The sequence below is a fragment of the Aeromicrobium sp. 9AM genome (genome assembly GCF_902506105.1).
In the GTDB taxonomy this organism is placed as follows: Bacteria; Actinomycetota; Actinomycetes; order Propionibacteriales; family Nocardioidaceae; genus Aeromicrobium.
In genome coordinates this window covers 278,306-305,179 of sequence record NZ_LR733303.1, presented here as the reverse complement: position 1 = coordinate 305,179, position 26,874 = coordinate 278,306, and the positions used below count along the sequence as shown (strand labels likewise).

The 26,874-nt window shown below is 61.5% G+C and carries 29 protein-coding genes, 1 pseudogene and 1 riboswitch; of the genes and pseudogenes, 14 read left to right on the top strand and 16 right to left on the bottom strand.

All coding sequences use genetic code 11. From position 1 onward, the window contains the following. Positions 1-95: 95 nt before the first annotated feature. The gene (locus tag BOSE46_RS01525) at positions 96-1,061 is read right to left on the bottom strand and encodes an IS481 family transposase (protein WP_159537541.1); all 966 of its coding nucleotides are present in this window, start codon (positions 1,059-1,061) and stop codon (positions 96-98) included. Between the two features lie 139 nt (positions 1,062-1,200). Then, complete coding sequence (locus tag BOSE46_RS01520; protein ID WP_159537601.1) at positions 1,201-1,965, bottom strand: helix-turn-helix domain-containing protein; 765 nt, start codon at positions 1,963-1,965, stop codon at positions 1,201-1,203. Positions 1,966-2,136: 171 nt separating this feature from the next. Between BOSE46_RS01520 and BOSE46_RS01515 the strand changes: the two genes are divergently transcribed. The 3 genes from BOSE46_RS01515 to BOSE46_RS01505 all read left to right on the top strand — a co-directional run bounded on the left by BOSE46_RS01515 (position 2,137) and on the right by BOSE46_RS01505 (position 4,232). Then, entirely contained in the window at positions 2,137-2,733 is a 597-nt protein-coding gene (locus BOSE46_RS01515) for a dihydrofolate reductase family protein (protein WP_159537599.1), read from the top strand. 154 nt (positions 2,734-2,887) lie between these two features. After that, a complete protein-coding gene (locus BOSE46_RS01510; RefSeq protein WP_236551579.1) occupies positions 2,888-3,820 on the top strand; it encodes an aminotransferase class V-fold PLP-dependent enzyme in 933 nt (310 codons plus the stop codon). Positions 3,821-3,839: 19 nt separating this feature from the next. Further along, complete coding sequence (locus BOSE46_RS01505; RefSeq protein WP_159537597.1) at positions 3,840-4,232, top strand: nuclear transport factor 2 family protein; 393 nt, start codon at positions 3,840-3,842, stop codon at positions 4,230-4,232. Between the two features lie 15 nt (positions 4,233-4,247). Here the strand turns inward: BOSE46_RS01505 and BOSE46_RS01500 are convergent, their stop codons facing one another. Next, entirely contained in the window at positions 4,248-5,150 is a 903-nt protein-coding gene (locus BOSE46_RS01500; RefSeq protein WP_159537595.1) for a LysR family transcriptional regulator, read from the bottom strand. Positions 5,151-5,223: 73 nt separating this feature from the next. Here BOSE46_RS01500 and BOSE46_RS01495 point away from each other — a divergent pair, with 73 nt between their 5' ends. Together BOSE46_RS01495 and BOSE46_RS21650 are read left to right on the top strand one after the other, a co-directional pair. Continuing rightward, positions 5,224-6,129: a DMT family transporter gene (locus BOSE46_RS01495; protein ID WP_159537593.1), complete on the top strand. Its 906-nt coding sequence runs from the start codon at positions 5,224-5,226 to the stop codon at positions 6,127-6,129. 98 nt (positions 6,130-6,227) lie between these two features. Further along, a complete protein-coding gene (locus BOSE46_RS21650) occupies positions 6,228-6,557 on the top strand; it encodes a winged helix-turn-helix transcriptional regulator (protein WP_159537591.1) in 330 nt (109 codons plus the stop codon). Here BOSE46_RS21650 and BOSE46_RS01485 read toward each other — a convergent pair. Next, the gene (locus tag BOSE46_RS01485; RefSeq protein WP_159537589.1) at positions 6,468-6,839 is read right to left on the bottom strand and encodes a MerR family transcriptional regulator; all 372 of its coding nucleotides are present in this window, start codon (positions 6,837-6,839) and stop codon (positions 6,468-6,470) included. The two genes, BOSE46_RS21650 and BOSE46_RS01485, sit on opposite strands and share 90 nt — an antisense overlap. A gap of 54 nt (positions 6,840-6,893) precedes the next feature. Between BOSE46_RS01485 and BOSE46_RS01480 the strand changes: the two genes are divergently transcribed. Together BOSE46_RS01480 and BOSE46_RS01475 are read left to right on the top strand one after the other, a co-directional pair. Continuing rightward, entirely contained in the window at positions 6,894-7,775 is an 882-nt protein-coding gene (locus BOSE46_RS01480) for an NAD(P)-dependent oxidoreductase (protein WP_159537587.1), read from the top strand. A 13-nt stretch (positions 7,776-7,788) separates the two neighbouring features. After that, positions 7,789-8,280 (top strand): LysE family translocator, encoded by a 492-nt coding sequence (locus BOSE46_RS01475; RefSeq protein ID WP_371415498.1) that lies wholly within the window; start codon positions 7,789-7,791, stop codon positions 8,278-8,280. 254 nt (positions 8,281-8,534) lie between these two features. On the opposite strand, the gene BOSE46_RS21385 is transcribed toward BOSE46_RS01475, so the two are convergent. The 4 genes and pseudogenes from BOSE46_RS21385 to BOSE46_RS01460 form a co-directional block, all read right to left on the bottom strand. Further along, complete coding sequence (locus BOSE46_RS21385; RefSeq protein WP_236551578.1) at positions 8,535-8,759, bottom strand: hypothetical protein; 225 nt, start codon at positions 8,757-8,759, stop codon at positions 8,535-8,537. Positions 8,760-8,795: 36 nt separating this feature from the next. Further along, positions 8,796-8,885, bottom strand: a pseudogene (locus BOSE46_RS21645) (transcriptional regulator); the annotation flags it as partial. Beyond that, positions 8,848-9,993: a glycine cleavage system aminomethyltransferase GcvT gene (gcvT, locus tag BOSE46_RS01465; RefSeq protein ID WP_159537581.1), complete on the bottom strand. Its 1,146-nt coding sequence runs from the start codon at positions 9,991-9,993 to the stop codon at positions 8,848-8,850. The gene gcvT and the pseudogene BOSE46_RS21645, both read right to left, overlap by 38 nt. A 238-nt stretch (positions 9,994-10,231) precedes the next feature. Then, positions 10,232-10,328, bottom strand: a riboswitch (glycine riboswitch). A 640-nt stretch (positions 10,329-10,968) separates the two neighbouring features. Then, positions 10,969-11,343 carry a hypothetical protein gene (locus BOSE46_RS01460; RefSeq protein WP_159537579.1) on the bottom strand — a complete coding sequence of 125 codons (375 nt, stop codon included), beginning with the start codon at positions 11,341-11,343 and terminating at the stop codon, positions 10,969-10,971. 558 nt (positions 11,344-11,901) lie between these two features. On the opposite strand from BOSE46_RS01460, the gene BOSE46_RS01455 reads away from it, so the two are divergent. Continuing rightward, a complete protein-coding gene (locus BOSE46_RS01455; RefSeq protein WP_159537577.1) occupies positions 11,902-13,107 on the top strand; it encodes a tyrosine-type recombinase/integrase in 1,206 nt (401 codons plus the stop codon). A gap of 73 nt (positions 13,108-13,180) precedes the next feature. After that, complete coding sequence (locus tag BOSE46_RS01450) at positions 13,181-13,375, top strand: hypothetical protein (protein ID WP_159537575.1); 195 nt, start codon at positions 13,181-13,183, stop codon at positions 13,373-13,375. Between the two features lie 483 nt (positions 13,376-13,858). Here the strand turns inward: BOSE46_RS01450 and BOSE46_RS01445 are convergent, their stop codons facing one another. The 7 genes from BOSE46_RS01445 to BOSE46_RS01415 form a co-directional block, all read right to left on the bottom strand. Further along, positions 13,859-16,120: an FtsX-like permease family protein gene (locus BOSE46_RS01445; protein ID WP_159537573.1), complete on the bottom strand. Its 2,262-nt coding sequence runs from the start codon at positions 16,118-16,120 to the stop codon at positions 13,859-13,861. Beyond that, positions 16,117-16,773: an ABC transporter ATP-binding protein gene (locus BOSE46_RS01440; RefSeq protein ID WP_159537571.1), complete on the bottom strand. Its 657-nt coding sequence runs from the start codon at positions 16,771-16,773 to the stop codon at positions 16,117-16,119. Before BOSE46_RS01440 ends, BOSE46_RS01445 begins: the two co-directional genes overlap by 4 nt. A 71-nt stretch (positions 16,774-16,844) precedes the next feature. Beyond that, positions 16,845-17,189 carry a hypothetical protein gene (locus BOSE46_RS01435; protein WP_159537569.1) on the bottom strand — a complete coding sequence of 115 codons (345 nt, stop codon included), beginning with the start codon at positions 17,187-17,189 and terminating at the stop codon, positions 16,845-16,847. Positions 17,190-17,391: 202 nt separating this feature from the next. Then, positions 17,392-18,054: a hypothetical protein gene (locus tag BOSE46_RS01430; protein ID WP_159537567.1), complete on the bottom strand. Its 663-nt coding sequence runs from the start codon at positions 18,052-18,054 to the stop codon at positions 17,392-17,394. Positions 18,055-18,201: 147 nt separating this feature from the next. Continuing rightward, positions 18,202-18,474 carry a DUF3892 domain-containing protein gene (locus tag BOSE46_RS01425; RefSeq protein ID WP_159537565.1) on the bottom strand — a complete coding sequence of 91 codons (273 nt, stop codon included), beginning with the start codon at positions 18,472-18,474 and terminating at the stop codon, positions 18,202-18,204. Between the two features lie 244 nt (positions 18,475-18,718). Next, positions 18,719-20,299: a hypothetical protein gene (locus BOSE46_RS01420; RefSeq protein WP_159537563.1), complete on the bottom strand. Its 1,581-nt coding sequence runs from the start codon at positions 20,297-20,299 to the stop codon at positions 18,719-18,721. Further along, entirely contained in the window at positions 20,299-22,032 is a 1,734-nt protein-coding gene (locus BOSE46_RS01415) for a hypothetical protein (RefSeq protein ID WP_159537561.1), read from the bottom strand. The genes BOSE46_RS01420 and BOSE46_RS01415 overlap by 1 nt, the downstream gene beginning before the upstream one ends. 232 nt (positions 22,033-22,264) lie before the next feature. Here BOSE46_RS01415 and BOSE46_RS01410 point away from each other — a divergent pair, with 232 nt between their 5' ends. Both BOSE46_RS01410 and BOSE46_RS01405 read left to right on the top strand, forming a co-directional pair. Further along, a complete protein-coding gene (locus tag BOSE46_RS01410) occupies positions 22,265-22,927 on the top strand; it encodes a hypothetical protein (protein ID WP_159537559.1) in 663 nt (220 codons plus the stop codon). Positions 22,928-23,060: 133 nt separating this feature from the next. Beyond that, positions 23,061-23,894 carry a hypothetical protein gene (locus BOSE46_RS01405; RefSeq protein ID WP_159537557.1) on the top strand — a complete coding sequence of 278 codons (834 nt, stop codon included), beginning with the start codon at positions 23,061-23,063 and terminating at the stop codon, positions 23,892-23,894. 35 nt (positions 23,895-23,929) lie between these two features. Here BOSE46_RS01405 and BOSE46_RS01400 read toward each other — a convergent pair whose 3' ends face one another. Further along, positions 23,930-24,721 (bottom strand): hypothetical protein, encoded by a 792-nt coding sequence (locus tag BOSE46_RS01400; RefSeq protein WP_159537555.1) that lies wholly within the window; start codon positions 24,719-24,721, stop codon positions 23,930-23,932. Between the two features lie 254 nt (positions 24,722-24,975). On the opposite strand from BOSE46_RS01400, the gene BOSE46_RS01395 reads away from it, so the two are divergent. From BOSE46_RS01395 to BOSE46_RS01385, 3 genes are all read left to right on the top strand, one after another. Further along, entirely contained in the window at positions 24,976-25,596 is a 621-nt protein-coding gene (locus BOSE46_RS01395) for a hypothetical protein (RefSeq protein WP_159537553.1), read from the top strand. 290 nt (positions 25,597-25,886) lie between these two features. After that, positions 25,887-26,243: a hypothetical protein gene (locus BOSE46_RS01390; protein WP_159537551.1), complete on the top strand. Its 357-nt coding sequence runs from the start codon at positions 25,887-25,889 to the stop codon at positions 26,241-26,243. Next, the gene (locus tag BOSE46_RS01385) at positions 26,243-26,833 is read left to right on the top strand and encodes a hypothetical protein (RefSeq protein ID WP_159537549.1); all 591 of its coding nucleotides are present in this window, start codon (positions 26,243-26,245) and stop codon (positions 26,831-26,833) included. The genes BOSE46_RS01390 and BOSE46_RS01385 overlap by 1 nt, the downstream gene beginning before the upstream one ends. The last annotated feature ends 41 nt before the right edge of the window (positions 26,834-26,874 follow it).

The window sequence follows — 26,874 nt, the reverse complement described above, 5'->3', positions numbered from 1 at the left end:
CCCTGGCGTCGCCGTGGAGTGTTCACCGAAGGTTCGCGCTGCCCTTCGTCCGGGACGAAGCGATCTAAAGGCGTTCTTGGCCTAGCTGTACTCGGCTAGGACGTTGGTGACACACGGCTGATCGGTGGCTGTCCTCCGAGGGCTGAGTGGCGTCGTCGATTGTTGTAGTGCTCGAGCCAGGGCGCAAGTGCGGCGGCGCGTTCGTCGTTTGAGTAGAAGATCTGCCGGTATGCCCACTCCGCCTGGAGAGTTCGGTTGAGCCTTTCGACTTTGCCGTTCTGCCAGGGGCAGTGGGCTTTGATGAAGATGTGCTCGGCGCCGAGCAGCTCGACAGCATCTCGCACGTCGTTCGATCGTTTGTAACTCAAGTGGTTGTCGGTCATCACCTGACGGATTCGGGTGATCCCGCGGGCGGCGAGATAGTTCGCTGCTCTGAGCAGGAACGCTGCGCAGGTTGGGCCCTTCTCGTCGGGCAGGATTTCTGAGTAGGCCAGCCGTGTGTGGTCGTCGACGAGCGAGTGGACGTAGTCGAAACCGATGCCGCGTTCGCGAACCCCTTCGCTTCGCCCGTGCGCTTTCCAACCTCCACCGATCGGGATGCGGCCGATCTTCTTGACGTCCATGTGGACCAGATCGCCCGGAGACTCCCGCTCGTAACGGACCGCGGTCTGCTTCGAGGACCGGATCACTTCACCGGTCAGCGGATCACACTCACGCAAAAACGGGACTTGGTGACGACGCAAGATCGATGACACGGTCCGCGCTGGCAGGCCGATCTCGGGCCCGATCCAATCGGGCCCGCGGCGATGCTTGGCCCGCATCGCCAGCACCACCACCTCGGCCTGCGGAGACGTCCGAGACGGTGATCGGTGCGGACGCGACGACCGGTCCTGCAAACCGGCCGGCCCCTCGGCCTTGAACCGGTTGATCCAACGATGAGCGCACTGCCTGGAGATCCCCAGCTCCTTCGCGACATGCGCGACCGGACGACCGTGGTCGAGGACTCGAGAAACGATCAACAGGCGACCGCGGACATTCAAACGGGCATTACGGTGAGACATGAGGACCTCCTGGGCCTCTGGGCGACTTAGACATCACCCACTAAGCCCGGAGGTCCTCACATTTCACAAGACCCGAACTGTCACCAACGTCTCCGCCGAGTACACCTAGCGCTGAGGTGGAGCTCGTGATCCTTGAGACTCAGTCCGGAATCTGAGTCCGTCCGATCGCCGTGTGCGCAGTTGTGAACCGCCCCTTACTGAGTTCGTGCGGCGTGGTGCCCGACAGGCGCACGAACTCTCGCGTGAGATGACTCTGATCGGAATAGCCAAATCTGGATGCAACGCGGGACAGGGGCTGCCGGGTCAGACCGTGCGAGGCCCGCTCGAATCGAACGATGCTGGCTGCGGCCTTCGGCGTTAGCCCGATGCGCTGGAAGAATCGGGACGTCACGTGACGCTGGCTCCATCCCGTCTGCAAAACCAACTCACCGATGCGAGCCCGCCCACCCGAGCCGTGAATCTCCTGCCACATCCACGAAACAAGTGGATCGTGTTCGGCGCCGCTACCCAGAAGCTGAAGCAGTTCTCTCTCCGCCAGTGCGAATCTCTCCGACCAGGTTGACGCGCCTCGCACCTTGTCGAGGAAGGAACCTCCCAAGGCAGGGACGACCTCCTCGACGTCCACCAGGTTCCCTGCCAGTTCACGCCCAGGCACTCCTAGCAGATGACCCACTCCAAGGGGCGTGAGATATATCTGAAGGCAGTACTGGGAGGCGTCGAAGGATGTGGTCGCGTACCCCGGCATGAGGCCGGCGATGAAAGACGACCGACTGCCGGTACCGCCACCGGCAGAAAGCTCGAGGATCTCCAGCGTGGGGCCGAGCGATAGAACAAGCGGTACAAGACTTCCGGCTGGTTGACGACGGATCACGGGTTCGTCGGTGCGCTCGAGGTAGCCGACCATGCCCGCAACGAAACCGCGCAGGGCGGGGTGGACGTTGTGTCGAACCAGAACCGGCCCGCAAGATGCGTCCCTGGAGTCGGGCAACAGTTTGATCCCTCTCGGTCAAATTTCTTCAAGACACGATACGTCCCCGCATCGAGGATGGTGCTCTTACTTACGAAAGGGGCGTTCATGCGCAAACTGGTCGCGATCGAGTTTCTCTCCGTTGACGGAGTGATGCAAGGATTGGGTTCGTACGATGAGGACCGTGAGGGAGGATTCGAGCACGGCGGGTGGGGAGCGCCCTATGCAGAGGCCATCCACGCCACCGTTGGCTCGAGCGGGGCCGACGACACTTCGGCGTACCTGTTCGGACGCAAGACGTACGAGAAGATGGCCGCATTCTGGCCACACCAACCGGACACCAATCCGATTGCGGCAAGCATGAATGCGGCCGAGAAGTTCGTCGTGACGACGACGCGGGACCAGTTCGAGTGGGACAACTCGCGGCGGATTGCCGGAGATGTCGTTGATGGGGTGAGGGCGATGAAAGCCGACGGTGAGGGGATTGTTGCCATGCTTGGAAGCGGCGTCCTCGCTCGTAGCTTGCTCGCCGAGGGGGTCATCGACTCACTCCGATTGTTTATTCACCCCTTGCTGCTCGGAAGTGGAAAACGCCTGTTCGGCGACCTGGGTCGGCCTTGTGATCTAACGTTGACGAACTGCGAAAGCACGCCCTTGGGGAGTGTGATCTTGACATACGACATCACAGCCGGCTTGAGCGAATAGGCGGCACATGGACATGGATCATTCGGAAGTCTCGGACCTGTCAAGATCGGAGTTCGAGAGGACATGCGTCTTCTTGAACACCGCGAGTCTCGGGCGGCCTCCGCAGCGTAGTTGGGACGCTCTTCAGACCGAGCTGTGGCGATGGAAGGAGGGGATGGGCAACCCAATCGATTACGACACCTACATAGCAAGGTCCCGCGAGCTGTATGCGTCGTTGGTCAACGTGTCCGCGCACGATGTCGCGGTGGGTTCTCAAGTCTCTGCCTTTGCCGGAGTCATTGCTGCGGGGCTCCCATCGGGGAGCGAAGTAATCGTTGCACGGGGTGATTTCACGAGCATCATCTTCCCGTTTCTCGCTCAGGAATCGCGCGGCGTTCGAGTGCGCGAGGTTCCCCTCGAAGGTATCGCAGCTGCCGTCGACGGCCGAACGACTCTAGTAGCGGTGTCAGCCGTTCAGTCCGCGGATGGCCGCATCGCACCGCTCGACGACCTCGAACGAGCGTGTGATCAGTACGGTGCGAAGGTTCTCTTGGACACCACCCAAGCAGTGGGGTGGCTGCCCATCGACGCGAGTCGCTGGGCCTTCACTGTGGGGGGAGGCTACAAGTGGTTGATGGGACCCCGAGGGACCGCGTTCATGACAATCCGGGAGCACGATGCGGCCGATCTGCTTCCCCACGCTGCGGGCTGGTATGCCGGTGAGCGTCCCTGGGATGCCATCTACGGATTGCCGTTGCGTTTGGCCACAACGGCCCGCCGATTCGATGTCTCGCCAGCATGGTTCAGTTGGGTTGGGCAAGCACCGTCCCTTGAACTCCTCACCGAGATCGGGCCCGCAATGTTGCACAAGTACTCAGTACATCTCGCGAACCTGTTCCGAACCGAGGTCGGCTTCGCACCAGGCGAATCCGCAATCGTCTCGGTTATCCCGACCGGCGACATCAATCTGGCTCTGGACGAGTCCCGATTGGTAGCTGCAACACGCGCAGGACGGCTTCGGCTGTCGTTCCACATCTGCAACACCATGCAGGACGCCGCCGATGCCGCCACTGCCCTCCGGGGCCTCATTGCCCCCGAACCCGACTAAACCCGCACCTGGAGTATCAATGAGAATCGATCTAGCCCGCCAGTTCGCCGACTCCTGGGTCACCGCGTGGAACTCGCACGACCTGGAAGGCGTGCTTTCACACTTTGCCGACGACGCTGTCTTCAGCTCACCCGTCGCGGCGCAACTGATGCCGAACACCGCCGGCATACTCCGCGGGAAGGAAGCAATAAGGGAGTACTGGTCAAACGGCCTGACGCTCATCCCCGACCTCCGATTCGAGATCCAGCATGTCTTCGTCGGATTGGAGACCGTCGTGATCACCTACCGCAATCAGGCTGACCGGCTCGTCAGCGAAGTCCTGCACTTCAACGACGAGGGCATCGTGACCTCCGGCGCTGGAACGTACCTGACCGACGACGCGGCAACGGCCACCGGGGCAAGCGCTCGCTAGTGCGTCCTATTGCATCTACGTCAGTGTCGCGCGGCCCGCGCTCACCATCTCGTCGACCACCGCTTCCAGTCCCGGGCCGCCACGACTCGACCGCCGCACCACGAGAAAGACTCGACGCATCGCCGACTCATCGCTGAGTGGAAGTGCCATCACGTCGGGGGGTAGCTCGCCTCGACCGAGCCGAGGAACCGCCGCGACGGCAAGTCCATCCCTCACGTAAGCGATGAGCGAAGCGTACTCTGACGCTTCGTGGAGAATCGTGGGATCGATTTGGGACGACAGCCGGTGGCCCGTGAGCCACGTACGGTACGGATCCCCGACCGGAGTTACGGCCCACGGTTCGTCCGCCAAGTCGTGGAGCGTCAGAGAACTCTTCGCGGCCAGCGGATGACTAGCCGGAAGAATCGCGTCAACGCGATCGACTCCAAGTGGAATGCGTTCAAGAACTCCTTCGATGGTTGGTTGCCGACCAGGGCCCCAGGTCTTGGTGACCGCGGCCTGGATGTCTCCCCGCCGTACGGCCTCCAGGGCTTCCTCAGGTCCCAGCTCACGGACCCGCACGTGCAGGTCCGGGTGGGAACGCGCAAGCGTTGACAGCACCGGAATCGCGATCCCGCGGACGGCGGTAGGAAACGCCGCCACGTCCATTGCCCCGACCGGCTCGTCTACGCTGCGCGCGGCCAGATCGTCGAGTTGCAGCAACAGCGGCCGACCGATGTCAGCAAGATTGCGGGCCCGCTCAGTGAGAACGATCCCTCGACCAACACGCTCGACCATCGGTGAGTTCAGCTTGCGCTCCAGTCGGCGCAGATGTTGCGTGACATTCGGAGCGGTGTACCCCAATTCTGTTGCCGCTGCGGTCACCGACTTGGTGTCCTGGATCGCGATGAGGATGCGAAGCCCTTGCACATCTATCATTAAGCAATGCTAAAGCAATATGGAGTCAAACTGTAAATGGAATGAGCACCGCTGATCACTCATCATGGTGGGCATGACTCGGCCATCTAGCGTGATTCCGTCGCAAGCGGCAGGTCGTACGCTGCCCACGATCCTCTTGGGCGCGGCCATGGCCGGATGGGGAACTATCGGCTACTTCACACTTCAGGCGTCGGCCTCTCCCATCACGATCGCAGCGTGGCGCTGTGTGTTCGCTGTCGCGGCATTGCTCGTTCTGGCCAAAGCGAGCGGCTCTCTAGCCGCGTCGCGTTTCACTGCGCGAGCCGTCGCCCTGACGCTACTTGGCGGATTCGCCTTGGTCGCCAACTGGGTGTTGCTCTTCACGGCATTCAAGTCGACGACACTTACGATTGCGACCGTCACCTACCACATGGAGCCGTTCTTTCTCGTCGCATTGAGTGCGATCGCCACGCGCCGCGCGCCGGACGTCCGATCGTTGTGTTGGCTCACAGCAGCGATGATCGGGCTACTGTTCACCACCGAGTTCGTGAGCGCCGCCGGTGTCACTTCAGTTGGAGGTAGATGGGATGGGGTCGCGGCCGCACTCGCTGCTGGCGGACTCTACGCTGTGGCCACTTTCGCGGCCACGCGCACTGAGGGAATCCACCCTCAAGTGATGACACTCATGCAATGCGCCTTGGGCGCAGTCATCCTGCTGCCCTTTGCGGACCGCCTCGATTGGTCAGGGACGTCCTGGATGTGGATTGCGACGCTGGGGTTGTTTCACACTGGCGTCTTGTACTGGGTGCTGTATGCAACCGTCAGACAGCTTTCCGTGGTTGCGATAGCAGCGCTTTCATTCATCAACCCTGCAGTCGCGGTGCTGACCGACATCTGGGTGTACAACCACCCTCTTTCGACGGGTCAGATCGCAGGCATTGCCATCATCGGCGCGGCAACGGTGGCGGTCACACGTAGGGCCAACAGACCGACTGACTGATCACCCCTGTCATCTCTCATCCATGACTCCAGCGCTGCACGACCTTGTGCCGACAAGGCGGCCGCATTGAGAGCCCGTCGTCCGGCGTCGATCGCCGGATGGTTGCGGGTGCCTCGACGGCAGGCCAAGAGCTGGCCTCCCGTCTGTCCAAGATCAGCGACAAGGTCTTGAACGACCGGTTGGGGCAGTTGGTCAGCGACGGCCTTCTGCGTCGGCAGCGATGTTCTGGCTACCCGTCCACAACTGTCTACGAGATGACAGAACGAGGTCGGTTGCTCCGCCCTCTTCTCATCGAGCTGTACAGAACGGGTAGCGCTTCTCACCAGGACTGCGTGACGTCAAAGGCGGGCCGAGAAGGGCTTGTCGCTATCGACGATCAAGGTGTCCATGATGCGTCGCGCCGCCTCGAGACGATCGATCGATTCTGAGAGCTTCGCCCGCTCGGCCGCCAAGCCGTCCAAGAGTTCTGGACACGGTGGCGCTAGCACGTTGTCGGGATCGGCGATGCACGGCAGAATTTCCGCGATCACAGAGGTGTTGAGGCCCGCCGAAAGAAGGACCTTTATCTGGTGCACCTGGCGGACGGCCGATTCGTCATAAGCCCGGTAGCCACTGAGCTGCCGCTCAGGGACGATGAGCCCCTGCTCCTCGTAATAGCGGATCGAGCGAGTGCTGACGCCCGTGAGACGACTCAGTTCTCCAATTCTCATGAATCGAAATTATCATTTGACCTTCACACTGATGTGAATGTTTACGGTGCGGACATGAACACTTCTCATTCCTCATCTCCTCAAGTAACGGTCGTCGGGCTCGGCCCCATGGGTCAAGCCCTCGCAACCACCCTTCTCCAGGCTGGGCACGGGGTCACAGTCTGGAACCGCACCCACCAGAAGGCGCGGCAACTCGTCGAGTCCGGCGCGGAGGCTCATGAAGATCTCCATGAAGCGCTGAGTGGGTCACAGTATGTGCTGATCTGCCTGAGAGACTACGAAGCGGTCCATTCGGTGTTCCGCGACCTCAGCGTTCTTCGTCCCGATCACATCGTGATCAACCTGACAACAGGTGCGCCACAGGACGCGCGAGACATGGCAGAGACAGCACGTGACGCGGACCTCGAGTACTTGGAGGGGGCGATTCTGACGCCCACTCCGACTATCGGTACACCCGCCGCCACGATTCTCTATGCCGGGTCTGAGGCTACCTTTGGGGCCGCTGGACCGATCACTGAGGCACTAGGCGGGTCTCCGCACTACTTGGGACCCGACTTCGGGAGGCCGGCGGCGCTCGACCTGGCCCTGCTCGACGTCTTCTCAACTACAGTGTCCGGCGTGGTCCATGGCTTCGCGCTCGCGAAAGCCGAAGGAATCGCCGCGAGCACATTCGCGGCCTTCGCCAAGGGCATGAGCGCTCTCCTGCCGGAGATCATCGAGCGTTTCAGCGCTCAGATCGATGCACAGTCGTTCCCGGGAGATCGCTCGACGATTGCCTCCGCGAAATCGGGTGTTGGTCACATCATTGAGGCTGCTACGGGGCACGGTCTGAATGTCGCAGCGTTGAAGGGACTAGAGAACGTCATCGACCAAGCCATCTCGGCGGGATATGAGAACGACGGACTGGCTCGCCTGAGCCAGTTCATGCACAACTGACGGCCGGTGGGCCATTCGCTTCCGGCGCAGATGCGGATGGCCCATCAGTCCCAGGTGCGCCCAGATCCGCCGCGGCGACCCTGTATGCGAGCGTGTCACGGCGAAGGATCGAACAGCCCGCACCTCCGGACACTGCGGCTGGCGGTCGCGACAAATCAAGCCAGTCTGGACATTTGCCGCTGCGCTGGGAGCAATGGGCCTGATCGCTGCCTCGGAACCGGCGTTCATCACGATCGAGGTCGTGGGCGCGGCGTACTTGATCTGCCTCGGTTACCAGTCCCTGTTCGTAGCCATTCACTTTCACACCACCCTGCGTCACGATGGTCCAGTCGCGACACTTCCCGGTAGACGCGCGATCCGGCAAGGCCTCATCAACGGTCTGGCCAACCCCAAGATGGCTGCATCTCTTCATGGCCTGCTCCCCCAGTTCGTTTCGGCAGGTAACGCTGCCTTCCTGATCAACATGCTGACGTCTTATGGCTCGCGATTCACTGCCTCGCTGTAAATCGGATCCGAGAGGTCTTGCCCCACTCTCGGATCCGTAGTACGCCGGACAGAGTGTCTGGAGCAGTGCTCGTCACATTCGGACGCCATATACGGTGGTCAACTCAAGGTGCGCTACCACTCGCGGATCTCTTCTGGCTGCGTTGCCGTCTACCCACGTCTCGAACAGACCTAAGGCAACGAGTTCGACATTCTCTCTGGGCGCTTCCTTCAAGTGGGCTGGCGCTAATCGTCGCTCACCGCCGTCGTCGGGTGTCAGTGAGCGCGGAGCGGATTCCACACGTTCGCAGCGCGACCCTCGGCGACGTGCCGCTCGTAGGCGCGGACTTTGCCGCTGATGGCCGCGAGGTGATCGAGAAGGACCCCGATGTCATCGCGAACTCGGTGCTCGTGCGCTCGCAGGAGGTCCAGTCGCTGTTGTTCGTTTCCAGGGCCCTCCCTGACAAGCGCCGCGAAGGCGGCGATGGTCTCGATGGGCATACCGGAAGCGCGGAACCGATTGCACAGAAGGATCCATTCGATGTCCTCCGCGGCATAGCGGCGACGGCCCGACGCCGTACGCGGGAGGTCACGAAGGAGCATTCCTTCTGCCTCGAAGTAACGCAGCGCATGAACGCTCAGCCCGGTCGCCTCGGCGGCCGCTCCGATCGCAAGGTCTTCGGTCACTCTCGTCGATGGCCACTTCGGTTCCCGCCTCGTTGAAGTGAGCGTCGATGTAAGCCATCGCGATCGGGTACCTGAGAGTGGGCGAAGGGGCACCGCTTGTGACGATGCCGATTGGTTCGTCTGTCCCCTTGATCAGGACTGTCTGTCCTTCGCGCGCGATTCGTCGTCCGTCCAGCTCGAGTCCGACGAGCGCACGTTCGACGGGGCGATGTGATCGCTCCTCCAGCGACTTCCTACCCACGAAGTCCGAAGGCTTGTCGAGGGCCACGATCCGGCCCATCCCCGCATCGAATGGAGTGGTTCGGATGTCGAGCTCGTGCCCGTAGAGCGGCATCCCTGCCTCGAGGCGGAGCGTGTCGCGGCATGACAGCCCGGCAGGCTTGAGTCCCTTGGACTCCCCAGCTTTGGTCAAGGCCTTCCAGACTCCCACAGCCTCGCGACTGTTGAGGTAGATCTCGAATCCATCCTCACCCGTGTAACCAGTGCGGGCGATTTTGACCGGAGCGAAGCTGATCACGGACCGCAGGATGGAGTAGTACTTCAAAGTGTCAATCGGGGCGTCGGTGACCTGCCGGAGGATCTCCAGCGAAGCTGGCCCCTGGATCGCTACAAGTGCGTCAGTCTCCGACCGATTAGTTACAGAGGTGTCGAACTCCGCGGCCCGGCTTAGCAGCTGCGTCAGCACGGTCGAATGGTTGCTTGCGTTCGCAACGACCAGGAACTGCTCTTCGCCCGTCCGGTAGACCACCAGGTCGTCGATGACACCCCCAGCGTCATCGCAGATCATCGTGTACTTGGCCTTGCCAACGACCAACTTGGAGATCCAACCGACAAGGGCTGCATCAAGTGCACCGGCAGCGCCGGGACCTTCTAGCTCAATCTGTCCCATGTGCGACAGATCGAAAAGGCCAGCCGCCTCCCTTACGGCGTGATGCTCCTCAATGTCCGAGGAGTAGCGCACTGGCATGTTCCAACCGGCGAAACTGGTGAATGATGCGCCGAGCTGTCGGTGGATTTCGTAGAGCGCGGTGTTGCGCAGCTCGCTCATCGCGAACCACCGACCCAGGCGCAACGGCCGAGACGTTCAAGTCTGCGGGCAAAGCTGCCTTCGATAAGTGGGGTAGCCGAAACTCTGGAAATGGTCATGGGAGGCCTTCGGTGTCATGGCGCGCGTGATACACGCCTTGCTTGGCCTCCCCGCTCTGTCATCGGTACCTGAGAGCTTCACCGTCGAATGAGACGGTTTGCACCGTGGGCGCGGGCTTAGCCCGACTTTCCAGAGTTGCCTAGTCGAATCGGTATGCGGGCCTGAGAGATTCTGGGGAGTGTTGCTCCTTCGGCGCCCATCCAATGGTGATGGTGGGACTCTCCCGACTGACTGCGGCGAGATATGCGGTTGTATGAAGAAGGTAGGTGTAACGGCGCGCGCGTCAACCCATCATCCCGCCGCCTGTGCCACCGGCTGGCGACAGATCACGGCGCCGGGGCGCCGGCCAAGGTCGTACGATGGAGCGCGGTCAGTTTACAAGCGGCGACGCCGAGACCCGCTCCAGCTGCGAGCAATACCCGCTGGCTGCGACGAGCAAGGCGGAGACGAGTCGGGCGCGGATCTGGACCGTGTGGAGACTCAGAAGCACCCAATCGGCACGTGCGTCGACAGGACGCTGGCATCGCCGCCTGGGTGCCAGCGATCTGATTCCGCCGCGGAGGCTCGCGCGCGACATCGACACAATCGACACGAGGCTGCCGGCCGCCCAAGTCCGACTCGAAGACGTTGAGGCCGAACTGGCCGAATGCGAGGACAGAGGTAGCCCGCGACGGAGTCGCGGTAACAGCGGCCCGTGCTTCACAGACCGAGAATGGCAACAGGCCAGGTGAAAAAAGGTCGGGAAGGCGGCCCGCGCACGGCTGACAAACGGCCTGTCCGGACGGGCCTGCACCCACTCTCGTTGGCGACTCCGTCTGGACAGCACTCGCCCACTCGTCATCGACCTAGAGGGCGACTGAGTCGTCCCGCGTCCTGTCACTCGCCGACCACGACGTGGTCGCTGCGCCCGGTCACAGGATCAACAAGCCAGACGCCTACGGCAAAGTCAAACAACGTCCTTAGGCAAAGCGCCTCGCGCAGAGCGAATCGGTCACTGACGACCGCCAGCATCATGCTCAACTGGTCCTGATACTGCTCTGGGCCTTCAGTTACTGCCGCAAACAGCGGCGCTCCAACATAGTCCTCGACTCTCATGCGGACCTCGTCAGTCATCGCCGACTTCCACTCGTTGAACGCATGACGGTAGATCAATACCGAAAGGTCACCCTCAACCTCGCCCAAGTAGTCGACAAAGGCCAACACCTCGTCTTCGTCCCCTACTAGCTGAACCTCTGTTGTCAGTCTTGCCACGTCCATTCCCCTTTCCGGTTGAGCCCCACTGGGGCTTCGTGCCCGGACAGTGCGTGGGGACGGGCGGACGTCAACCACTACCTCGGACTTGGTTGACATGTGTCGTTTTAATACGACAGAGTGACTGATTCTTCTATTGCCCGGCGGAGGTCAACGAAATGGCATTGCGTACGTCGGCGCGCTCCGTTTGCAGATATACCGGCCGACGAGCGGAGCCGGAAACTTTTCTTCAAGAGAGCCCCGTTTTTACTGTCAGGCGGCGGCGCATCGGCACGAGGAGGTGCATGCCTGACACAGTCCCCTCAGTTCTTCACGTACCTATGCTCGACCCAGAGGCAGTCGCCGACGTCCTGCAGATAAGCATTCGCCATCTGGCGGACCTACGCCGCGAAGACGCCACGTTTCCTGCACCGCGCATGGTGGGCTCGCTTCCTCGTTGGACGTATGAGTCCATCTACGCCTGGGTTGAGTTGCCTTCACGTGGGGCCGAAGCCCACCCTGCTGACGCTCTCGCGGCGGTTTCGCGAACGACGCCGTCTCGTTCGAAGGGGGTTGCGCGTGTCCACTAAAGGCACTTCGCGCCGAATGCGGCGCGACATGGACCCGGTGCGCGTGTACGCCGATGGTCGGATTTGTTATTGGACCGGCGGCGTTCCCGGACAGGGGAAGCGCCGCATTCAGCGTTGCGGCACGCTGGAGAACGCCGAGGCGGAGGCCACTAGACTCCGCGCCAAGTTGGCACTGATGCATGGGGCGCAACCGGAGGTTTTCGCCACTGTGGATGCCGCGTTTCAAGCCATGCTCATCTCGATGCGTAAGAACAAGCGACCGGCGGGCACCATTTCGCAGTACAAGTCGAACTGGAACGTGTGGGTTCCCGAGCTTGTCGGGACCACCCGCTGCATTGACATCGAGTTGCGTCACTGGTCGGCCATCTTCGACTATGCGGTCCAGAACGCTGCGTCGAAAGCAACCGTCAAGTCGATTGCGCGAACGGTCAGCGCGTTCACGACTTGGGCTGTTGACCATGGCTACTTTGTGGATGCTGAACCGTTCGGCGAACCGCGCCGTCGGCGTAGCATCGTGAAAAGGGCGTACAACACGGCACCGAGCGCAGGCAGTGATGATGTCGTCACGCTGAATAGGTGCCCGTCGGTGGCAGATATCCAGAAGTTCGCGGCCGCATTCGAGGAGCAGTACCCCGGGTACGGGGAGCGCCTTGTTCTGCTGGCTCTGGGCACGGGGTTGCGTATCAACGAGCTGCTGGCCCTTCGGCACGACTCCATTGACTTGGACACCGGCGTAGTGGCTGTCACCAGTCAGCTGGACCGTTCCGAGCCTTGGCCGGCAACTGTCCCGCCCAAGGGTGAGAAAGCTCGCGTCGCGTTCATGTGGACCGCCACAGCGGACGTCGCGCGAAGTCTCATTGCCGACTCGCTCAAACGCCCTGCCGATGACCCGCACCACGGTTGGCTGTTCCCGCGGTACCGGTCGGTCACGGCATGGGCAGACCGTGCCGGGCACCTTGCGGGCGACGCGACATCGAATTGCGACTGGCAGTGGACGTTCCATTGGCTTCGCCATTCCTATGCTTCATACTCGCTGGCACCTGTTCAGGCCGGTGGGTTTGGGCTGGACTTGAAGTCGGTGTCCGAATGGCTGGGTCACTCCAAGACGAGCATCACCCAAGACATGTATGTGGCTCGTCAAGCAGATGACGTATCCCGGGCGTACGCGGCAACGTCCACACTCCCCGGCCTCTAATCCCGCCCCGTGCTGGGCACGCTTCCAGGTCAACGGTGAGTGGGTGTCGGTGGCCGCGACTAGCGTTACAGACATGCGCTCGGACACTCACGACCTGTGGGTGCCGTTGCGTTCGAACGCCTACTCGTTGGTTGCGGGAGCGCCTGTCGCGGCCATGCGGCGAAGGTTGAAACAGGCCGGGGTCAGCTACGACCACGTGCTGCTCGAAGGCGGTGGGCTGGGAATCACGGCGGGTCTGACGGTTGGATTGAAACTCCCTGCCGACTGAGGCGACCAACGCGTTCCAGACTGCGCGACAACGTCACATCTCACCTGGTCAGCGGTTCCATTTGTCCCGGGGAACGAACGAACAGAACATCGGCGATGGTTCGATGCTCCTTCCAAAGCCTGGTTGGGCGCCCACAGTGAGGACTCCACAACCGATGGAGGAAGCATGGCTCTTTTCAGCCCATCTCAACCGCTGCGTTCGCCGGACACCGATCCGCGATCAGCTGGCGCACTCATCGAGGTCGCACACCAGCACGCTCTTCGAAACAGGGCGCCGAGTGTCCCGTGGCCAACCGACCCCGTCCCGCGAATCCGTGGGGCTGGGCGCCGTTTGCGCATCGTGCGCGTCCCGCGTGACGGATGACTCGTCATTCAAACGCTGCTAAGTCACATGGAGGGGCCAGAGTTCTACACGAACTCTGGCCCCGTCTTGACGCACGCAGTCCATGTGCAACCCAGCACACGTTTTCGTGGCAGCGAAGAGTCAGAGTGAACCCTTCGAAGCTTCAGCTGGCGTGAACGCCCTCATCGCTTGAGGCGCTGTCAGCGCCGTGACCAGCACCGCGACGACCGCCCCGGAGCCCGCCAAAGCTAAGAACAAGTGCGTTGGCACTGAGGCCCTGTCGTCGAAAGCGACCATGGCTCGAGCGACCATCCAGCCAACAACGACTCCAGCCGCCGCGACCGTCAACAGTGGGACCCCGGTTGAGACGATGTGCGCTCTGGCCAATTCGTTTCGTTCGGCACCCAAGACATACAGACCGCGGAGCCTGTTCCGTCGCGCTTCAGCCTCGCCTAGGGCGGCGATAAGGATCGCCACAGAACCCAACACCGTGCTCGCGGACATGCCCAGAAGCAGCCACGTGACCTGGGCTGGGAACTGCTTGGAGCCTGCGTCCAGGCCAGCGAACTCCCCGAGATCGAATTCGGCCGTCGGCGCGGCTGAGCTGAGCAGCGCAAGGGTCCGCGGGACCACATCAAACGGCACATTGATCAGGAAAGACCGAGCGTTTCCGTCTGCGACGGGCTTGATGGACGACGGCGCCAGAAGCAGCCCGTCGAAGCCGACGCCCAAAGCCGGAGCGGGAACGACATCGGCCGCTACCGGAAGAGGCGTCTTGACACCACCTAGAACCACAGTTTTACTGCCGGTTGCCCTGGTCTCTTCGCTGACGGGAGCCCCCGTGGAAGACAACCACTGAAGTCCCCCATCGCACCGCAGCGCTTTGCGTTCGGTGAGCCGTTCCAATGCCGCGCACGACGCGAAAACGGTTGGAACATTCCCTTTGTCGCCCTCCAGTTCACCAATGAGGGCCACGCCCTGGACACCTTCGGTCTTCATGACGGTGTCCAAGCTCAAGAACCCGTCGAAATCATTCACTGCGATCGGTGCTCCGGTGCGCGTCGTCGCGAGTTCGGCCGCGTTGGAGCTGGAGCCGCCGTTGAGAACTGAGGTGAAGGCGACTGTGCCGATGCACAGCACGGTGAGAACCGCCAGGATGCTCGCCATCCGCGTCGCCGTGCCTGGTTCGGTTGCGTTGATTCTGAGACCGATGAGAGTTCCTCCGCGCTTCACTCTCGGCATTGCCGCGCGAGCGAAGGTCACCGTCAGGTCGTTACTGGAGAGCGCCAGGCCAGCCGCGACGACGCCGCAGCCAATCCAAAGAACTAGTGCGTTCGAACCGCCGGCGCCTGACGGCATCCACCGAATTGCGCCAAGCACCACCAGCCCGGCCGCAAGAACGAACAGGCCCGCGTGCCGGCCCACCGTACTGACACGCCTCGCTTTGCGTGACGGTAGAGGACGAGGGTCGATGCTCGCTCCTAGCGCTGCAGCGACCCCGGCGACCACCATCACGCACGCAGCGACGAAAACGATGACGGCGAGTGGAAGGCGTGCATCTTGGGTGAACCAGCCGAAACTGGTTCCGGGCACGGCACTGAAAGTGGCCAATGCCCCCCAATAGGTAGCGGCACCGAGCACAGTTGCGGGCAAAGCCACGGTGAGCGTCTCGACAGCCATGACCCAACGAACCTGCATTCGGCTCAGCCCCAATGCGCGCAAGGTTCGGATGCGTCCGCGGCGGCGGCGACTCGAAAGTCTTGCGCTGATAGCCACAACCACAACCAGGGGCACGCCCAGGACCATTGCCAAGAAGCCAGTCACGACCGTGTTGAGAACGGTGTTGCTGTCTTGCCCACCATCAGTGTTCTGGGTACCGAATCCAACTACCTGGACCAGGCCTGGTGCCTCGACGTTGGCACCGAGAACTGCTCGGAGCTCATGCGGCTGAGTAAGACCTTGTGCATGAACTGTCCCGACAACGCGGTAACCGTGAAAGAGGTTACGGACCACCGCATTGTCCTTGACCAGCTTTCGCAGATCCGGTGACGCGTACATTTCCCCTGGCCCGGGATTGGCAGCAATCCCTGGTGGACGGAGGTCATTTCCTTGCGCCCCCGCAATGATGGTCCGGGTAATCGTGTGACCGTCCCATTGCCGTTGGGCGACGAGCCTTGGGTCCACGGCTGACATCCCGGACGGCTTGTCCTTGGTTGAGACATCCACCGCGAGATGATGCGACCGGGCATCCTGATTCGACGCAGCGAACGGTGCAGAAACACCACACAGTGCGACGAACGTGACAATCGCAATGCCTGCCGCCAGAAGGGCGGCACGAATGACGCTCGCGTAGTCCCGTTGGAACGCGAGTCGAACGCCGACCACAGACAAGCGGCCAATCATCGCGACCTTGTTTCGCCCAGGGGGTCGGCGCGGGCCGTCTCGAGCTCAAGGGTGCGATCGCACTCGCTTGCGACAGCTTGGCTGTGGGTCACCAAGACCAGTGGGGTGTCCAGTGCTCGTGCTGCGCCGATCATCGCCGACACGGCATCTGCGGCCGTCTCCTCGTCGAGCGAACCCGTCGGTTCATCGGCGAAGAGCACCCGAGGTCTGTGCGACATGGCCCGTGCGATTGCCACACGTTGCATCTGTCCGCCTGAAATCTGGTCAATGTTTCGGTCACCCAGGTCGCCGAGGTCGAACTGTCCGAGGAGTTCTCGCACTCTGGCGCTGACGGTGTCGGGGGCGAGCCGCAACAGTTGCAACGGCAGGGCAACGTTCTCCGCGACGGTCAACTCGGGGATGAGGTCCCCATTTTGGAAGACGACGCCGAACGACTTGAGTCGCAGCCGCGAGCGGCGTCGATCCGACCATTGGTCGAATCGACGCCCCTCGAAGGCCACCTCGCCATCACTTGGGGTGAGCAAACCTGCCAGCAGATGCAGCAGAGTCGATTTGCCCGAGCCGCTACGCCCACGTACGGCTAACACCTCGCCCGGGTCGAGGCGTAGCTCGACGTCGGTGAGGATCGGCTGGCCGCGGTACGCAAAACTCAAAGCACTACACGACAGGACTGCTGCGGTCTGCTGAGACCGCAAGATTGGCGATGTGTTAGGACTGCGAAGGCTCACGCATATCCCGTCTTGTAGCTGCTGCAGTCGTCAGGGAACGCGCCCTTTTCTTCACAAACCTTGACCTTCACGTAGCGGTCCTCGGCGAAGTTGTGCACGAAGTTCTTGCCTGTGTCGTTCTCGCCGCTGTAGGACTCCTTGCCGCTTCCGCTGGTGTCGGTGTTCCACTGGATGAAGACGGTGCCTGCGCTGATCTTGAACAGGCGGAACGTGTCGCCTGTGTCGCTGCCGTAGTCACCGGCGTCGGCGGAGAACCGCGCCTTCGCGTCCTTGTCGCCCTCGTTGTTGTAGAAGTACGGGATGCTTTTGCTGGCCTGGGCGGCCGGGGCAAAGTTCAGCACACCCACCGCCACCACCAGCGCTCCAGCCGCTATGGATTTCTTGTTCAATTGCTCGCCTTCCGCTTGAGCGCTGTCGTTGATGCAACGCTTTGGTGCTTAGTCCCGGGAGCGGTGGCGTTATTACAGCCTGACGCGAACAAGCGTCGAAATCTCAGCCGCACAGCGGTGGCCGAGCAACGAGGCTCGGACACGCGGGACTGTTTCAGCTCGCAGACGGCCGGCCCGTCAACGTCCTGACCTCGACCTCGTCAGGTGCCCGCTCGCGCAACACCTTCAGGCGATCTGAGCCCTCACGGGCATACAGGGTCACGTCCACCAGCACCCCAGACGAGTCTGGGAAGAACTCGCCCATCGAGTGGACAGCACCCACATCCATGTGAGCACGATGCGCCTCCACACCCAGGTTCATCACGTCTTCCAACACTTGCATGTCTGCGCCGAGCGTCGCCGGGTCCAGCTTCATGGTTGCCAACAGCGCGGCCACGTGCGGCGACCGGTCAAGAGAAACATCCTCGGCCTGCTCGACGTCCAGCACGTCTGAGTCCAGACGAAGCACCGCAGACTCAATCAAGTGAATATTTGCCGCACGATCGGCGGTAGCGAAGATCAGTGACGCTCTGGCCGGACTTCCGGGTTCCAACCTAGGTGTCATCAACACGACAGCATCCGCCGCCAAAGCTTCAACCGACCACTGGACCCCGGCGCCAACGAACCCAGGATCCTCCGTGTACACGCTTACCTTCGCTGCACGTTCACCGTTCCTCCACGCCCAAACCGCCGGCGGCATCGGCCACTCCTCTGTCCCATGCGGCTCCACCAAGAAGGTCTCAAATGTGTCGTAAGCAATATCACGCATCGCGTTCATAAGGTCCCCCGAAGTTTGTGGCCTTCGACCATACGCGGGCGCAGAACCTTGCGGCCCCAGGACCCGATCCTCGCAACCGCCGCAGCACGCTCACACATCTAAACCACTCGACATGCAGACCTCTGCACTGGTGACGAAAGTTCGTGGTTAGTACCTTGGCAACGACAACAAATTGTTACCCCAATTGCCGTCGGCATGCGTCCGAAGATACGGCTGGCCGTGCGCCGGGCGCACCACGAGCGCCGCAACCCGTGAAGCACCCTGGCCAACCCACGCACGACCGCCTTCGCTGACCCAGTTGACCATGTCCGGCTTGCCGGTGCGCTTGGTCTGGGACGAGTCCGCCCACTCATACTCAGTGATGTGCTCGTGCCCCGTGCCGCCCTCAAGGTGTACCCGCACGATCGTGACCTCTGCCATTGCGTTCTCCTTCACTAGTGGTATCTACCGGTCACACAGCCCAACCGAAAATGACAGCGGCGGACGAACAACTTGCTCGCCATGTTCGAATGTGACCGATGGCTCGCCCGGCCGGACTACTCGACGGCGATCCACTGCCAGCCGGTCAGCACCAAAGCCCTCAGCACCGCGGCCCGATGATGAGCTCCCGGGCCAGGCCAACAGCCGCGTAGGTCGCTTCGGGCGCAATGACCGCCGGGCGGGCTCAACCCATCTGCTCAACGAATCGCTCACCGTCGGCAGTGAGGTGCCACAAAGTGAAGTTGTGGCGACCAGTCACCTCGATAAGGCCACGCGACTGAAGAGACAACATGGTCTCGTGCAGGGACCCCAGCCCCAGCTCACCTGCCAACCGAGTCGCGCTGATGCCACCCACGAACAAATCAGCACGGCCCAGCACGACCCGTTCCCGCTTTGTGAGGGTGGCCCGGCGCTTGGCACGTTTCGCACTCATCAGGTCTTGGCACTGTTTCAGACTCAGGCGCATCTGATGGTAGTCATCAGGGAACCTCAACCCCGGCGGCATACCGAGCGCCTCACCACCAGGGGCCTGACGGCAGTCGCACAACAAGTCGGTCAGCATCTCCGGCGCCCGGGCAACAGTGGTCGCCGGTTCACCGCACTCGCACACGATAGGTGCCAGCAGCTGGTAACCGTTTTCGTCCTTGCCGGCATCAGTCAGGCACGGCTGGATGGGGCGTTGGCGAGTGTTCTTGTCCGCGAAAGGCGCAACCAGGTGCTTGAAAATCACCGCGCCCGGACCCATCACCCGGCGCAGCTGCCGCCCGGAGATCAGGCCGTGCTGCGCCACCACCCAGACAGCGAACTGTCGCACCAGAAGCGATGACCCGTACTTTCCCCTACCAGACCAGCTCCAGTCAGGGTCGGTGTAAACCGTGACGATCCAGTCCACAAACACACGGTCCCGCCACTGCTCCCCCACCCAGTCCGGCAACGGCTCACCGCACACCTCATGAAGCAGCAGGTACCGCAACTCGCGAAACGGCGCATTCGTGACCGTCTGCGCCGCGTCCCGACACATCCGTCCCGACCCGACGAGGGTGCTGACAATCTCATGGCGGGTTCGGCGTTCACCAGTTGCTGTTGCCGGCCGATTCAACGCAAGAACCGTGCTACGTCCCTGCGTGTTGACCGGCCAACGCACCGGACCGAGCTCGGCAACACCATCGACAGTGTTCAGACGCATCGAGGCCACAGCCCACCACGTGCCCTGGACCAGTTCCATCCGAAACTTCGGGAAAATCATCTGGAACGCGACCCGCTCCTGTTGCGTCATGCTGCCTTGGCACGACTTCAACCGTGACAGTGCTCGCACCCACACGTCCGCGCGCACATCAAACGGTTCGTTCACTACTACCTCAGCCGGTTCGGCGCGCAAGTCAGCGACCGCTTTGCGCAAACGGACCACGTCGGCGGTGCGCCGGTCAGCCATCAAGTCATACTCGGCTTCAAGCTCCGCATTGTTCTTTGCGTTCGCTTTCACGGCCATCGTCCTGGCACTCTCAGCTTCACGCTTCGCAGCCGCCAACGCCGCGTTCAATGCGCTGAGCTTCTCAGTGCGCACATCGACAGTGGTCATGTTGCGCGTGGTGCCAAACACCGACTGTCCCGGAAGCATCCGAACCGGCACACCCACGCGGATGGCATCCAAGAACGCGTCAGCCATGCCGTCCAGAATGTCGATGAATCCGGCGTAGCCGACAATTTGCATGTCGGCTGCGTGCCGTCCGATAAGAGACTTCAGGCTTCGACCGTCGCGCACCATCACATGCCTCCGTCGCGCTGGTGCTGGCGAAGTTCAGGATCCACAGCCGGATCCATCGACGACACCGGCCACCGAATGATCCGGTACGACTTGGCGCTACTGGCCTGAAGCTCATAGAACCAGTCGCCATCAATCCAATTCCGGCCCATGAAAGGCCGAATGGTCTTGTGCGCTCGGGCAGCATGCCGTCGGGACACCGTTTTGCCGTCCATCCGGTTCAACATCTCAGGAGACAACAGCCCTCGCAGCAAGTCAGCATCGTCCGAATAGTCCGCCACCGTCACCGCCAGAGGCCGCGGGGAGTTGCAGTCACCGGACTCCAACAGGCGCGACGCCAACGAAGTCGCCTTCAACGCGAACGCCTGAAGAAGCTCCGGTTCAGCCCACCCACCCTCAGGTGTGCCCAACTTGAACAACATCTGCAACTCACCCGGGTCCTTCTTGTCCCGCGGGAACCGCACCACCTTCAAACCCGACAACTCATCCAAGTCCCCGAGCGGGTTCGTGTACCTGTGCAAGTACTCCCCTGCCACCCACACCGGCGCCCACATCAGCAACGTGCGAATGGCCTGCTCAGCATTAACCCGAGCTGACAACGGCTTGTACTGGTTCGTCTTCGGGTCCCTACGAAACGACCGCACACCGACCCTGTCCAACTCGACAGCCTTCTGCGACGGCGGCGCATCAGAACACAAGATGATCAACATCTCGCGAACCGCATCCCGCTTCGACACATCCACCACCAGCTGCTTGGTCTTCTTGTCGAACGTGTAACCAAACGGGACCACCCCCGCACCCAACGGCCACTCGTTGCGTCGCCACTGCGAAACCCTGCCAGCCAACAGCCGCTGCACAATGGCGGTGCGCTCCGACGAGGCACACCACCCCATGATCGTCAGCATCATGAACCCAACCCACGCGTCCTTGCCCAACAGGTTGAACCTCTGATCACGCGCGTCCAACACATCAACCCGGTCACGAAGCGCATCAGCCAAACGTGACGCCTCACGCTCGGACCGGATCAGACGCGACAAGTTCGCCGCGTACACCGTCACGGGGCACAACCGCTCAATCTGCTCAGTCAGAATGCGAGTGAAGTTGTTGTAACCAAACTCCGAAACCTTCGCCGCCGACGCCTGGCTCCACAAATGCCAATAGCCCTCGAAGAAGAACAACACAGCCTTCGTGTCACCGTGCCGGATCCGCGACACCATCACCTCACGTGTGACCGTCTCACCGTCCACCTCCCACAACACCTGAAATGAGTCCGCGTCCAACGGTGACAACCCCACCGCACGAACCGCCTCAACAGCGGGCAAATGGCGCAAGTTCTGGTACGTCATCTCACGCATCGCATTGAACATCTCCAGATCCCACTCATCACTCTCACGAATGACAACCAGACCCAACGGGCGCGAACCCACCCCCCTCTCGACCGCGCGCACGCTCTCGGCCGTAGCAACCCAGTCCAGACCCCTGAACTTCTTCCCGCCCGCCGCCTTGCGAGCCAGCTTCTTCGCCTTGCGTTTCGCCTTCTTCCGCTTCTTCTTCGACCCGGCCCGACCATTCGACGCCGACGCGACGTTCTCGTGATCGTCCCTGGACCCGGGAACGACTAGGCCCGCCGAATCGTGCGCACCTGCCGCCGGTGCGACGGTTCCATCGGACTCGTTCGTCACCTGTTGGTCTTGCGGGTCCGGCTCGACGCTGTTGTTCTCGTGCTCCTTGCTCATGCCTCTTCCCTTCCACCGCGCCCGCTTTGAGCGTCGGTTGAAGCCGACTCGTTGGCTGCCAGAACCAACCAGGCTCGGGCAAGCAACTCGACGACGACCGGGTCGGAGTCCACCAGCGAGAATTGAGGTGAAGAAGCCATGCAAGCAAGTGTCGGATAGAAACGACACTGTCACAAGTTATTTCGCATCACCATCACTGGGGACCCGCACCGGGTGAGGCGAAGAAACCCGTGTGGGCCTGCCTCTGCTCTGGAACAGTGCAGGCCACGTGATGCCGCGCAACCATTCGAGGTCGGATCCCATCTGCCCGTGCCAAGGACCTCTGACGTTCGAACAGGTCTTGGAGGCAGAACTAGGCATCGCAGACCACTGCCTTTGCGTGCCGTCTGGCTGTGCTGCACTTAGCGAAAAGGCCGACCACGAAGTTCCATGGAAGGTCATCGGCTACGCCTTGATGGCGGCGCTGCGCGAAGGGTTGCCAACCACGGGTCGGGATGTGCGGGTGCCGGCGGAGCTTCTTGGAAAGGTGTGGGCCGCCGAGAAGATGCTCGCGCGATACGTGGAATTGGGAAGTGTCGTTGATGTCGATGAGTGGCGTGAGAAGTTGGCGGATGCGGTGAGTGGCGTGGAGGTTGCCCGGTTGGGCGGGTTGCCGTTCGAGGGTTGGGTAGATGTGTCGGGTTTAGTGCTTCAACTGCTTGGGGTTGGGCTGGGACGGTCGTGTTGTCGTGAATTGGGAGTGTCTGGGCCTCTGCGTGTGCGGCGCGTGTTGAATGCTGGGGTTGAGGTCGCCTGGAAGGTGGAGTTGGTGGTTCAGACCCTGGTTGGGGTGGTTTTGATTGGCCCGATCTCGCTTACCTGGGGCGCGGTGGCGTTGGGCCGGGCACCCTCCTGACCATTGGTGTTGTCACAACATGCTGGTCTCGTGACCGCTGACAACGAAGCTGACTGTTGACGTTTGCAATTTGGTCGGCATATTTGGCGAGTGATGCCACGACTAACAGCATCTGTGCGGTCATGCTGACCACATGCGCAAGGCCGCAGAATGGCTCCCGGCGAGCTCGGAGATCAATACCGCCTACCAGGCGGTCGCGGCCGACACCTTGAGCGAGGCCCGACAGGTCAAGGAAATTGCGCAGTACCACGCGCGGGTTGCGGCTCTTCGGCACAAGCACGCCCTGTTCGAGCGAGTCGGTCTCGCCGTCTTCTTGGCTCTGTCCCTAGCAATCTTTGCTTTCTTTATAACCTCCGCGAAGACCATCGTTCCCGTACCCGACGACGTCGAGGTTACGTATGCAAACCTGGGATCGATCTTCGGGCGATACATGGACGACGTCGCTTTTGGTCGAGTGCTCACCTGGGTCGTATTTCCGACGGTGGTGGGATTCTTCATCGCATCTTGGCTGCGTCACCATGCTGTTCCCTTAGGGCCGCCCCTCGCGGCGAGCGACGACGTCCTGCGGATCCTGAACTACGAAGACCCCACGCAGGATCAGGTGAGCCGAGCGCTTGGCGTCGTGACGCACACGTTGTTGATGGCACCGCCGACGCGATATCGGACCAGCACGGCGGCGCAATGGCAGCTCCGTGGGCGGATCGGACTCGCGGTAAAACTTGGCAAGCTCGAGCAGCGCTACCTCGACGATGAAGTCAACGAGTCTGTTGTGCGTGCCGAGATCGTTGCCGCCACGGTCGTATTCGTGCTCGACAAGTGGCCTGACTTGACAGCCGATGAGGCGGCCACGATGGTCAGCCGACCAACGACGGTGTTCCGCAAGGCCCTGATCGTCGCGGGCGTCGTCGCCGCTCTCGGGCCGGTACTCGCAGCCTGGAACTCCGCGTTCGCTTATGGCGCTCGCTGACCTCCGTTGTCAGCGTCGAGACCTCAGCCCGACGATTACTGCGTTTTGATCTTCGCTTTGGACGTCTGCATGTAGTCCTCAGAATTGAGGGTGAGCGTAAGGGTTCCGCCAACCTTGGCTTTGGTGAAAATGAGGCCGAGGGTCCCGGTGGAATCTGCTTCTAGCTCTTCGACGCCGTAGTACGACGAGTTCTGCGACTGTCGTTTGTCGACTCCGCGGTATGCCGCATTGCCCGAGTTGATGGCCACCGGTGCACCCTTGCTCGCCACCTTCACAATTACGAAAAGATCGCCCGATTGCACAGATTGATAGGCGACGAGAAACTCCACCGTCCCGAGTTGTCCGGCGCTCACCTTGCTGCCGTCACCGACGGTGATGCGCTTGTTGAGCGGCACGTTGTTGACGGTGAAGTTTGCGAGCTTGCCGGCAGTCGCCTCGAAGTCGGCCCAGGTCACACAGTCGGACGGGTCGTCCGGATTCGAACAGTCCTTGAAACCGTCATCAACCGTTTCCAACTCTGTTGCCTCGTCTGGTGAACCGTTATCGATGGAGGCATCGACGCCGGCTCGTTGGTACTTGAGGTAAGCCTCGGCGACGGATCCAGGAACCACGAGCTTCATTGCGTCACCGAGTTGGTCAGGATCACCGGAGACGACCGCTTCGAAGTACTCTTTGACGTTCTTGCTGGCAGCCTTCGGCTCGTCGTTGTCGACGCTTTTGGCAGTCGTATCGCCCTTTGCAGACTCGACCTTTGGATCACCGCCGCACGCGCTCAGAAAGACGACCGCAACGAGTGCGATCGAGACGGCAAGAGCGTGCTTCTTCATGAGTGTCCCTAGGTCGGTAGAACGCCTCACCCTAGTGCGTCCCTACCCGCAATATTGGAGAACACTGACGACACGTTCCGCGTGGCGGACAAAGCCCGAACGCAAGGCTTCTTCTTGGCTGAAGCCCACCCTGATGCCGCTCAAACTACGCAGTTGGGAAGAGCGCCGAGCGAGACGAGGGTCCAGATCGTTGGGTCCGTCGTCGGCGCCGTGAAGCCCTCGAAGCGTGTCCAGATTGGTCGTATCGTTCGATCATGGCGCCACATGACCCCGACCGTCTTCTGACTGACGAGGACACGCTCTCGCTGACGATTGGACGAGTCGTCCGCGCCCACGCCCGTGTTGAATACGGACTACGGAACGTTCGTGAAGCCCTCGACCCTAATCCATCCCTTGAGAACAGTCCCGCCGGCTTCCTTGGAGCTGATCGACTCGTGAACGACTGCGTGGCGCGACTGCGGCACTCAGGTGTGACGCCAACAGTCATTGACGCGGGCGTCCGTGCACTTGAGGCAGCAAGGGACGCAAGCGGGCTACGAAACCAGATCGTCCACAATCTTTGGATGCTGGAGTCTGACGGCAGCGAGGGCGAGGAGCCGCTTTGGAACCTCGTCGGTCCCGACCCTAGGCAAGCAGGAAACGGGGTGTGCTCAAGAACGACCACCCAGACAGTCGAGAATGCTCAAACGGCGTTGGAGCACGCAGCCGCCCGCGTCTCCGGACTGTTCATGGCGCTGCATGAAGTTCTTCCACGCTTTTCAGAATCGCCCCGTTCTCGGCGTCAGGTCAGCGGCCTTCCCAGATACCTCGCCCTGATGGACGGGCACTTGCGTCTGGACATCAACGGGGACTGGGAGTTCAGTTCACCAGTCTGAAGATGTGGCGGAATGATGGTGCCGGCACACAGGTCCTCGCCACACCCATCGCGAAGGATGGAGCGAAGTTCCGGCTTATCGCATCCACGTCGATCAAGCTCAACCTGCTTGAAATCTCATCCGACGCACCAAATGAGGCGCGCCCTGCGAACACATCACATTCTGAGCATTTCGGAGGCAGGTGCCACAGCAGGCCCCTACGCTGACGCCTGAACGTTCAGAGATCAGGAGCGAAAATAGCCTACGAGTTCACAAATGGTCCCAAAGTCACACCGCGGACCATTCAGCAGGTGTCCGACGTGATCAAAGAGGTCGGCCAGGAGCGCCGATTCATGGGGATGATGCGTCGGCTTGGAACTCGTAGCAACGTTTCAACGGGGGTGAGTTCGTATTCCTACGGCCCATTCACACCGGATGCAAACGACGATCCGTTCGCATCCGCAGGGGAACAACCGGCTTGGCGCGTCGGGTGGCATTGGGGTGGAAGCGTTACCAACTCCATGAACATGACACTCAACCAAGGATGGCAGGTCATCTTCAACGTTTTCGATGACGGGGGAAGCCGCCGCGTGACGGCTCAAGTACAGGGGGCAGGCATGCGGAAAGAGGTTCAGCGCTTCGTGGACTCCGTGTTTCAGCTTCTCTGATGGTCCTGGGTGGATCGCAAGAGATATCTGAACGGCTGCTCGATCTTCTCCGCGACGCCGGCGTACCCGCGGCAATCGTTGCGGTGATCGGAACCGCTATTGCGGTGTACCAGTTCGCTGACCGGATCGAAACCGGAGTGTACGCATCTGAACAGCAGGCTGTCGCATTGTTCGCCCGTTCGTCGCGGCGGGTGCGCGCCCTGGGCCTCTTTCTCGCATCTCACGTCGTAGCAACAACCACCACTATCGGCGTCGCTACCGAGGTGTTGGCAGATCCTCAAGTGACCACATTCCTCGGCGTCACATCTTCAGAAGGACTATTCCGCGTTCAGGCTTCGATCACCGCGTACTTCCTCGTCATCGACTGGTGGGCAATGAAGCATGGAGACGTTTTGCCGTTGGCGGCAGGGGTGGCAGTAGGCACCCTTGGAGGAATTGGCATCCTGATATTCGGGCTCCGGGATGCCGTAACTGCCGAGAATTGGCAGGTAATGATCCCGTGGCTCGTGGTCATCTTCGTATGGTTCCGTGCTTTTGGCTGGGCCTCCTCCACTGGCTCCGGCCTGGCACGAGCCATCCAGAACCCATGAGCGCACCGAGATCAAGGCGATGATTAGGTTCCCTGAACTCC

Bases quoted from the DNA above. Each gene is read 5' to 3' on its own strand.
- BOSE46_RS01515 (WP_159537599.1), top strand. From the start codon at position 2,137: ATGCGCAAACTGGTCGCGATCGAGTTTCTCTCCGTTGACGGAGTGATG.
- BOSE46_RS01525 (WP_159537541.1), bottom strand. From the start codon at position 1,061: ATGTCTCACCGTAATGCCCGTTTGAATGTCCGCGGTCGCCTGTTGATC.
- BOSE46_RS21650 (WP_159537591.1), top strand. From the start codon at position 6,228: ATGGTTGCGGGTGCCTCGACGGCAGGCCAAGAGCTGGCCTCCCGTCTG.
- BOSE46_RS01430 (WP_159537567.1), bottom strand. From the start codon at position 18,054: ATGAACGCGATGCGTGATATTGCTTACGACACATTTGAGACCTTCTTG.
- BOSE46_RS01445 (WP_159537573.1), bottom strand. From the start codon at position 16,120: ATGATTGGCCGCTTGTCTGTGGTCGGCGTTCGACTCGCGTTCCAACGG.
- BOSE46_RS01485 (WP_159537589.1), bottom strand. From the start codon at position 6,839: ATGAGAATTGGAGAACTGAGTCGTCTCACGGGCGTCAGCACTCGCTCG.
- BOSE46_RS01500 (WP_159537595.1), bottom strand. From the start codon at position 5,150: ATGATAGATGTGCAAGGGCTTCGCATCCTCATCGCGATCCAGGACACC.
- gcvT (WP_159537581.1), bottom strand. From the start codon at position 9,993: ATGAGCGAGCTGCGCAACACCGCGCTCTACGAAATCCACCGACAGCTC.
- BOSE46_RS01450 (WP_159537575.1), top strand. From the start codon at position 13,181: ATGCGCTCGGACACTCACGACCTGTGGGTGCCGTTGCGTTCGAACGCC.
- BOSE46_RS01405 (WP_159537557.1), top strand. From the start codon at position 23,061: ATGCGCAAGGCCGCAGAATGGCTCCCGGCGAGCTCGGAGATCAATACC.
- BOSE46_RS01480 (WP_159537587.1), top strand. From the start codon at position 6,894: ATGAACACTTCTCATTCCTCATCTCCTCAAGTAACGGTCGTCGGGCTC.
- BOSE46_RS01400 (WP_159537555.1), bottom strand. From the start codon at position 24,721: ATGAAGAAGCACGCTCTTGCCGTCTCGATCGCACTCGTTGCGGTCGTC.
- BOSE46_RS01495 (WP_159537593.1), top strand. From the start codon at position 5,224: ATGACTCGGCCATCTAGCGTGATTCCGTCGCAAGCGGCAGGTCGTACG.
- BOSE46_RS01505 (WP_159537597.1), top strand. From the start codon at position 3,840: ATGAGAATCGATCTAGCCCGCCAGTTCGCCGACTCCTGGGTCACCGCG.
- BOSE46_RS01520 (WP_159537601.1), bottom strand. From the start codon at position 1,965: ATGGTCGGCTACCTCGAGCGCACCGACGAACCCGTGATCCGTCGTCAA.
- BOSE46_RS01385 (WP_159537549.1), top strand. From the start codon at position 26,243: ATGGTCCTGGGTGGATCGCAAGAGATATCTGAACGGCTGCTCGATCTT.
- BOSE46_RS01425 (WP_159537565.1), bottom strand. From the start codon at position 18,474: ATGGCAGAGGTCACGATCGTGCGGGTACACCTTGAGGGCGGCACGGGG.
- BOSE46_RS01510 (WP_236551579.1), top strand. From the start codon at position 2,888: ATGGGCAACCCAATCGATTACGACACCTACATAGCAAGGTCCCGCGAG.
- BOSE46_RS01415 (WP_159537561.1), bottom strand. From the start codon at position 22,032: ATGAGCAAGGAGCACGAGAACAACAGCGTCGAGCCGGACCCGCAAGAC.
- BOSE46_RS21385 (WP_236551578.1), bottom strand. From the start codon at position 8,759: ATGCCCATCGAGACCATCGCCGCCTTCGCGGCGCTTGTCAGGGAGGGC.
- BOSE46_RS01420 (WP_159537563.1), bottom strand. From the start codon at position 20,299: ATGGTGCGCGACGGTCGAAGCCTGAAGTCTCTTATCGGACGGCACGCA.
- BOSE46_RS01395 (WP_159537553.1), top strand. From the start codon at position 24,976: ATGGCGCCACATGACCCCGACCGTCTTCTGACTGACGAGGACACGCTC.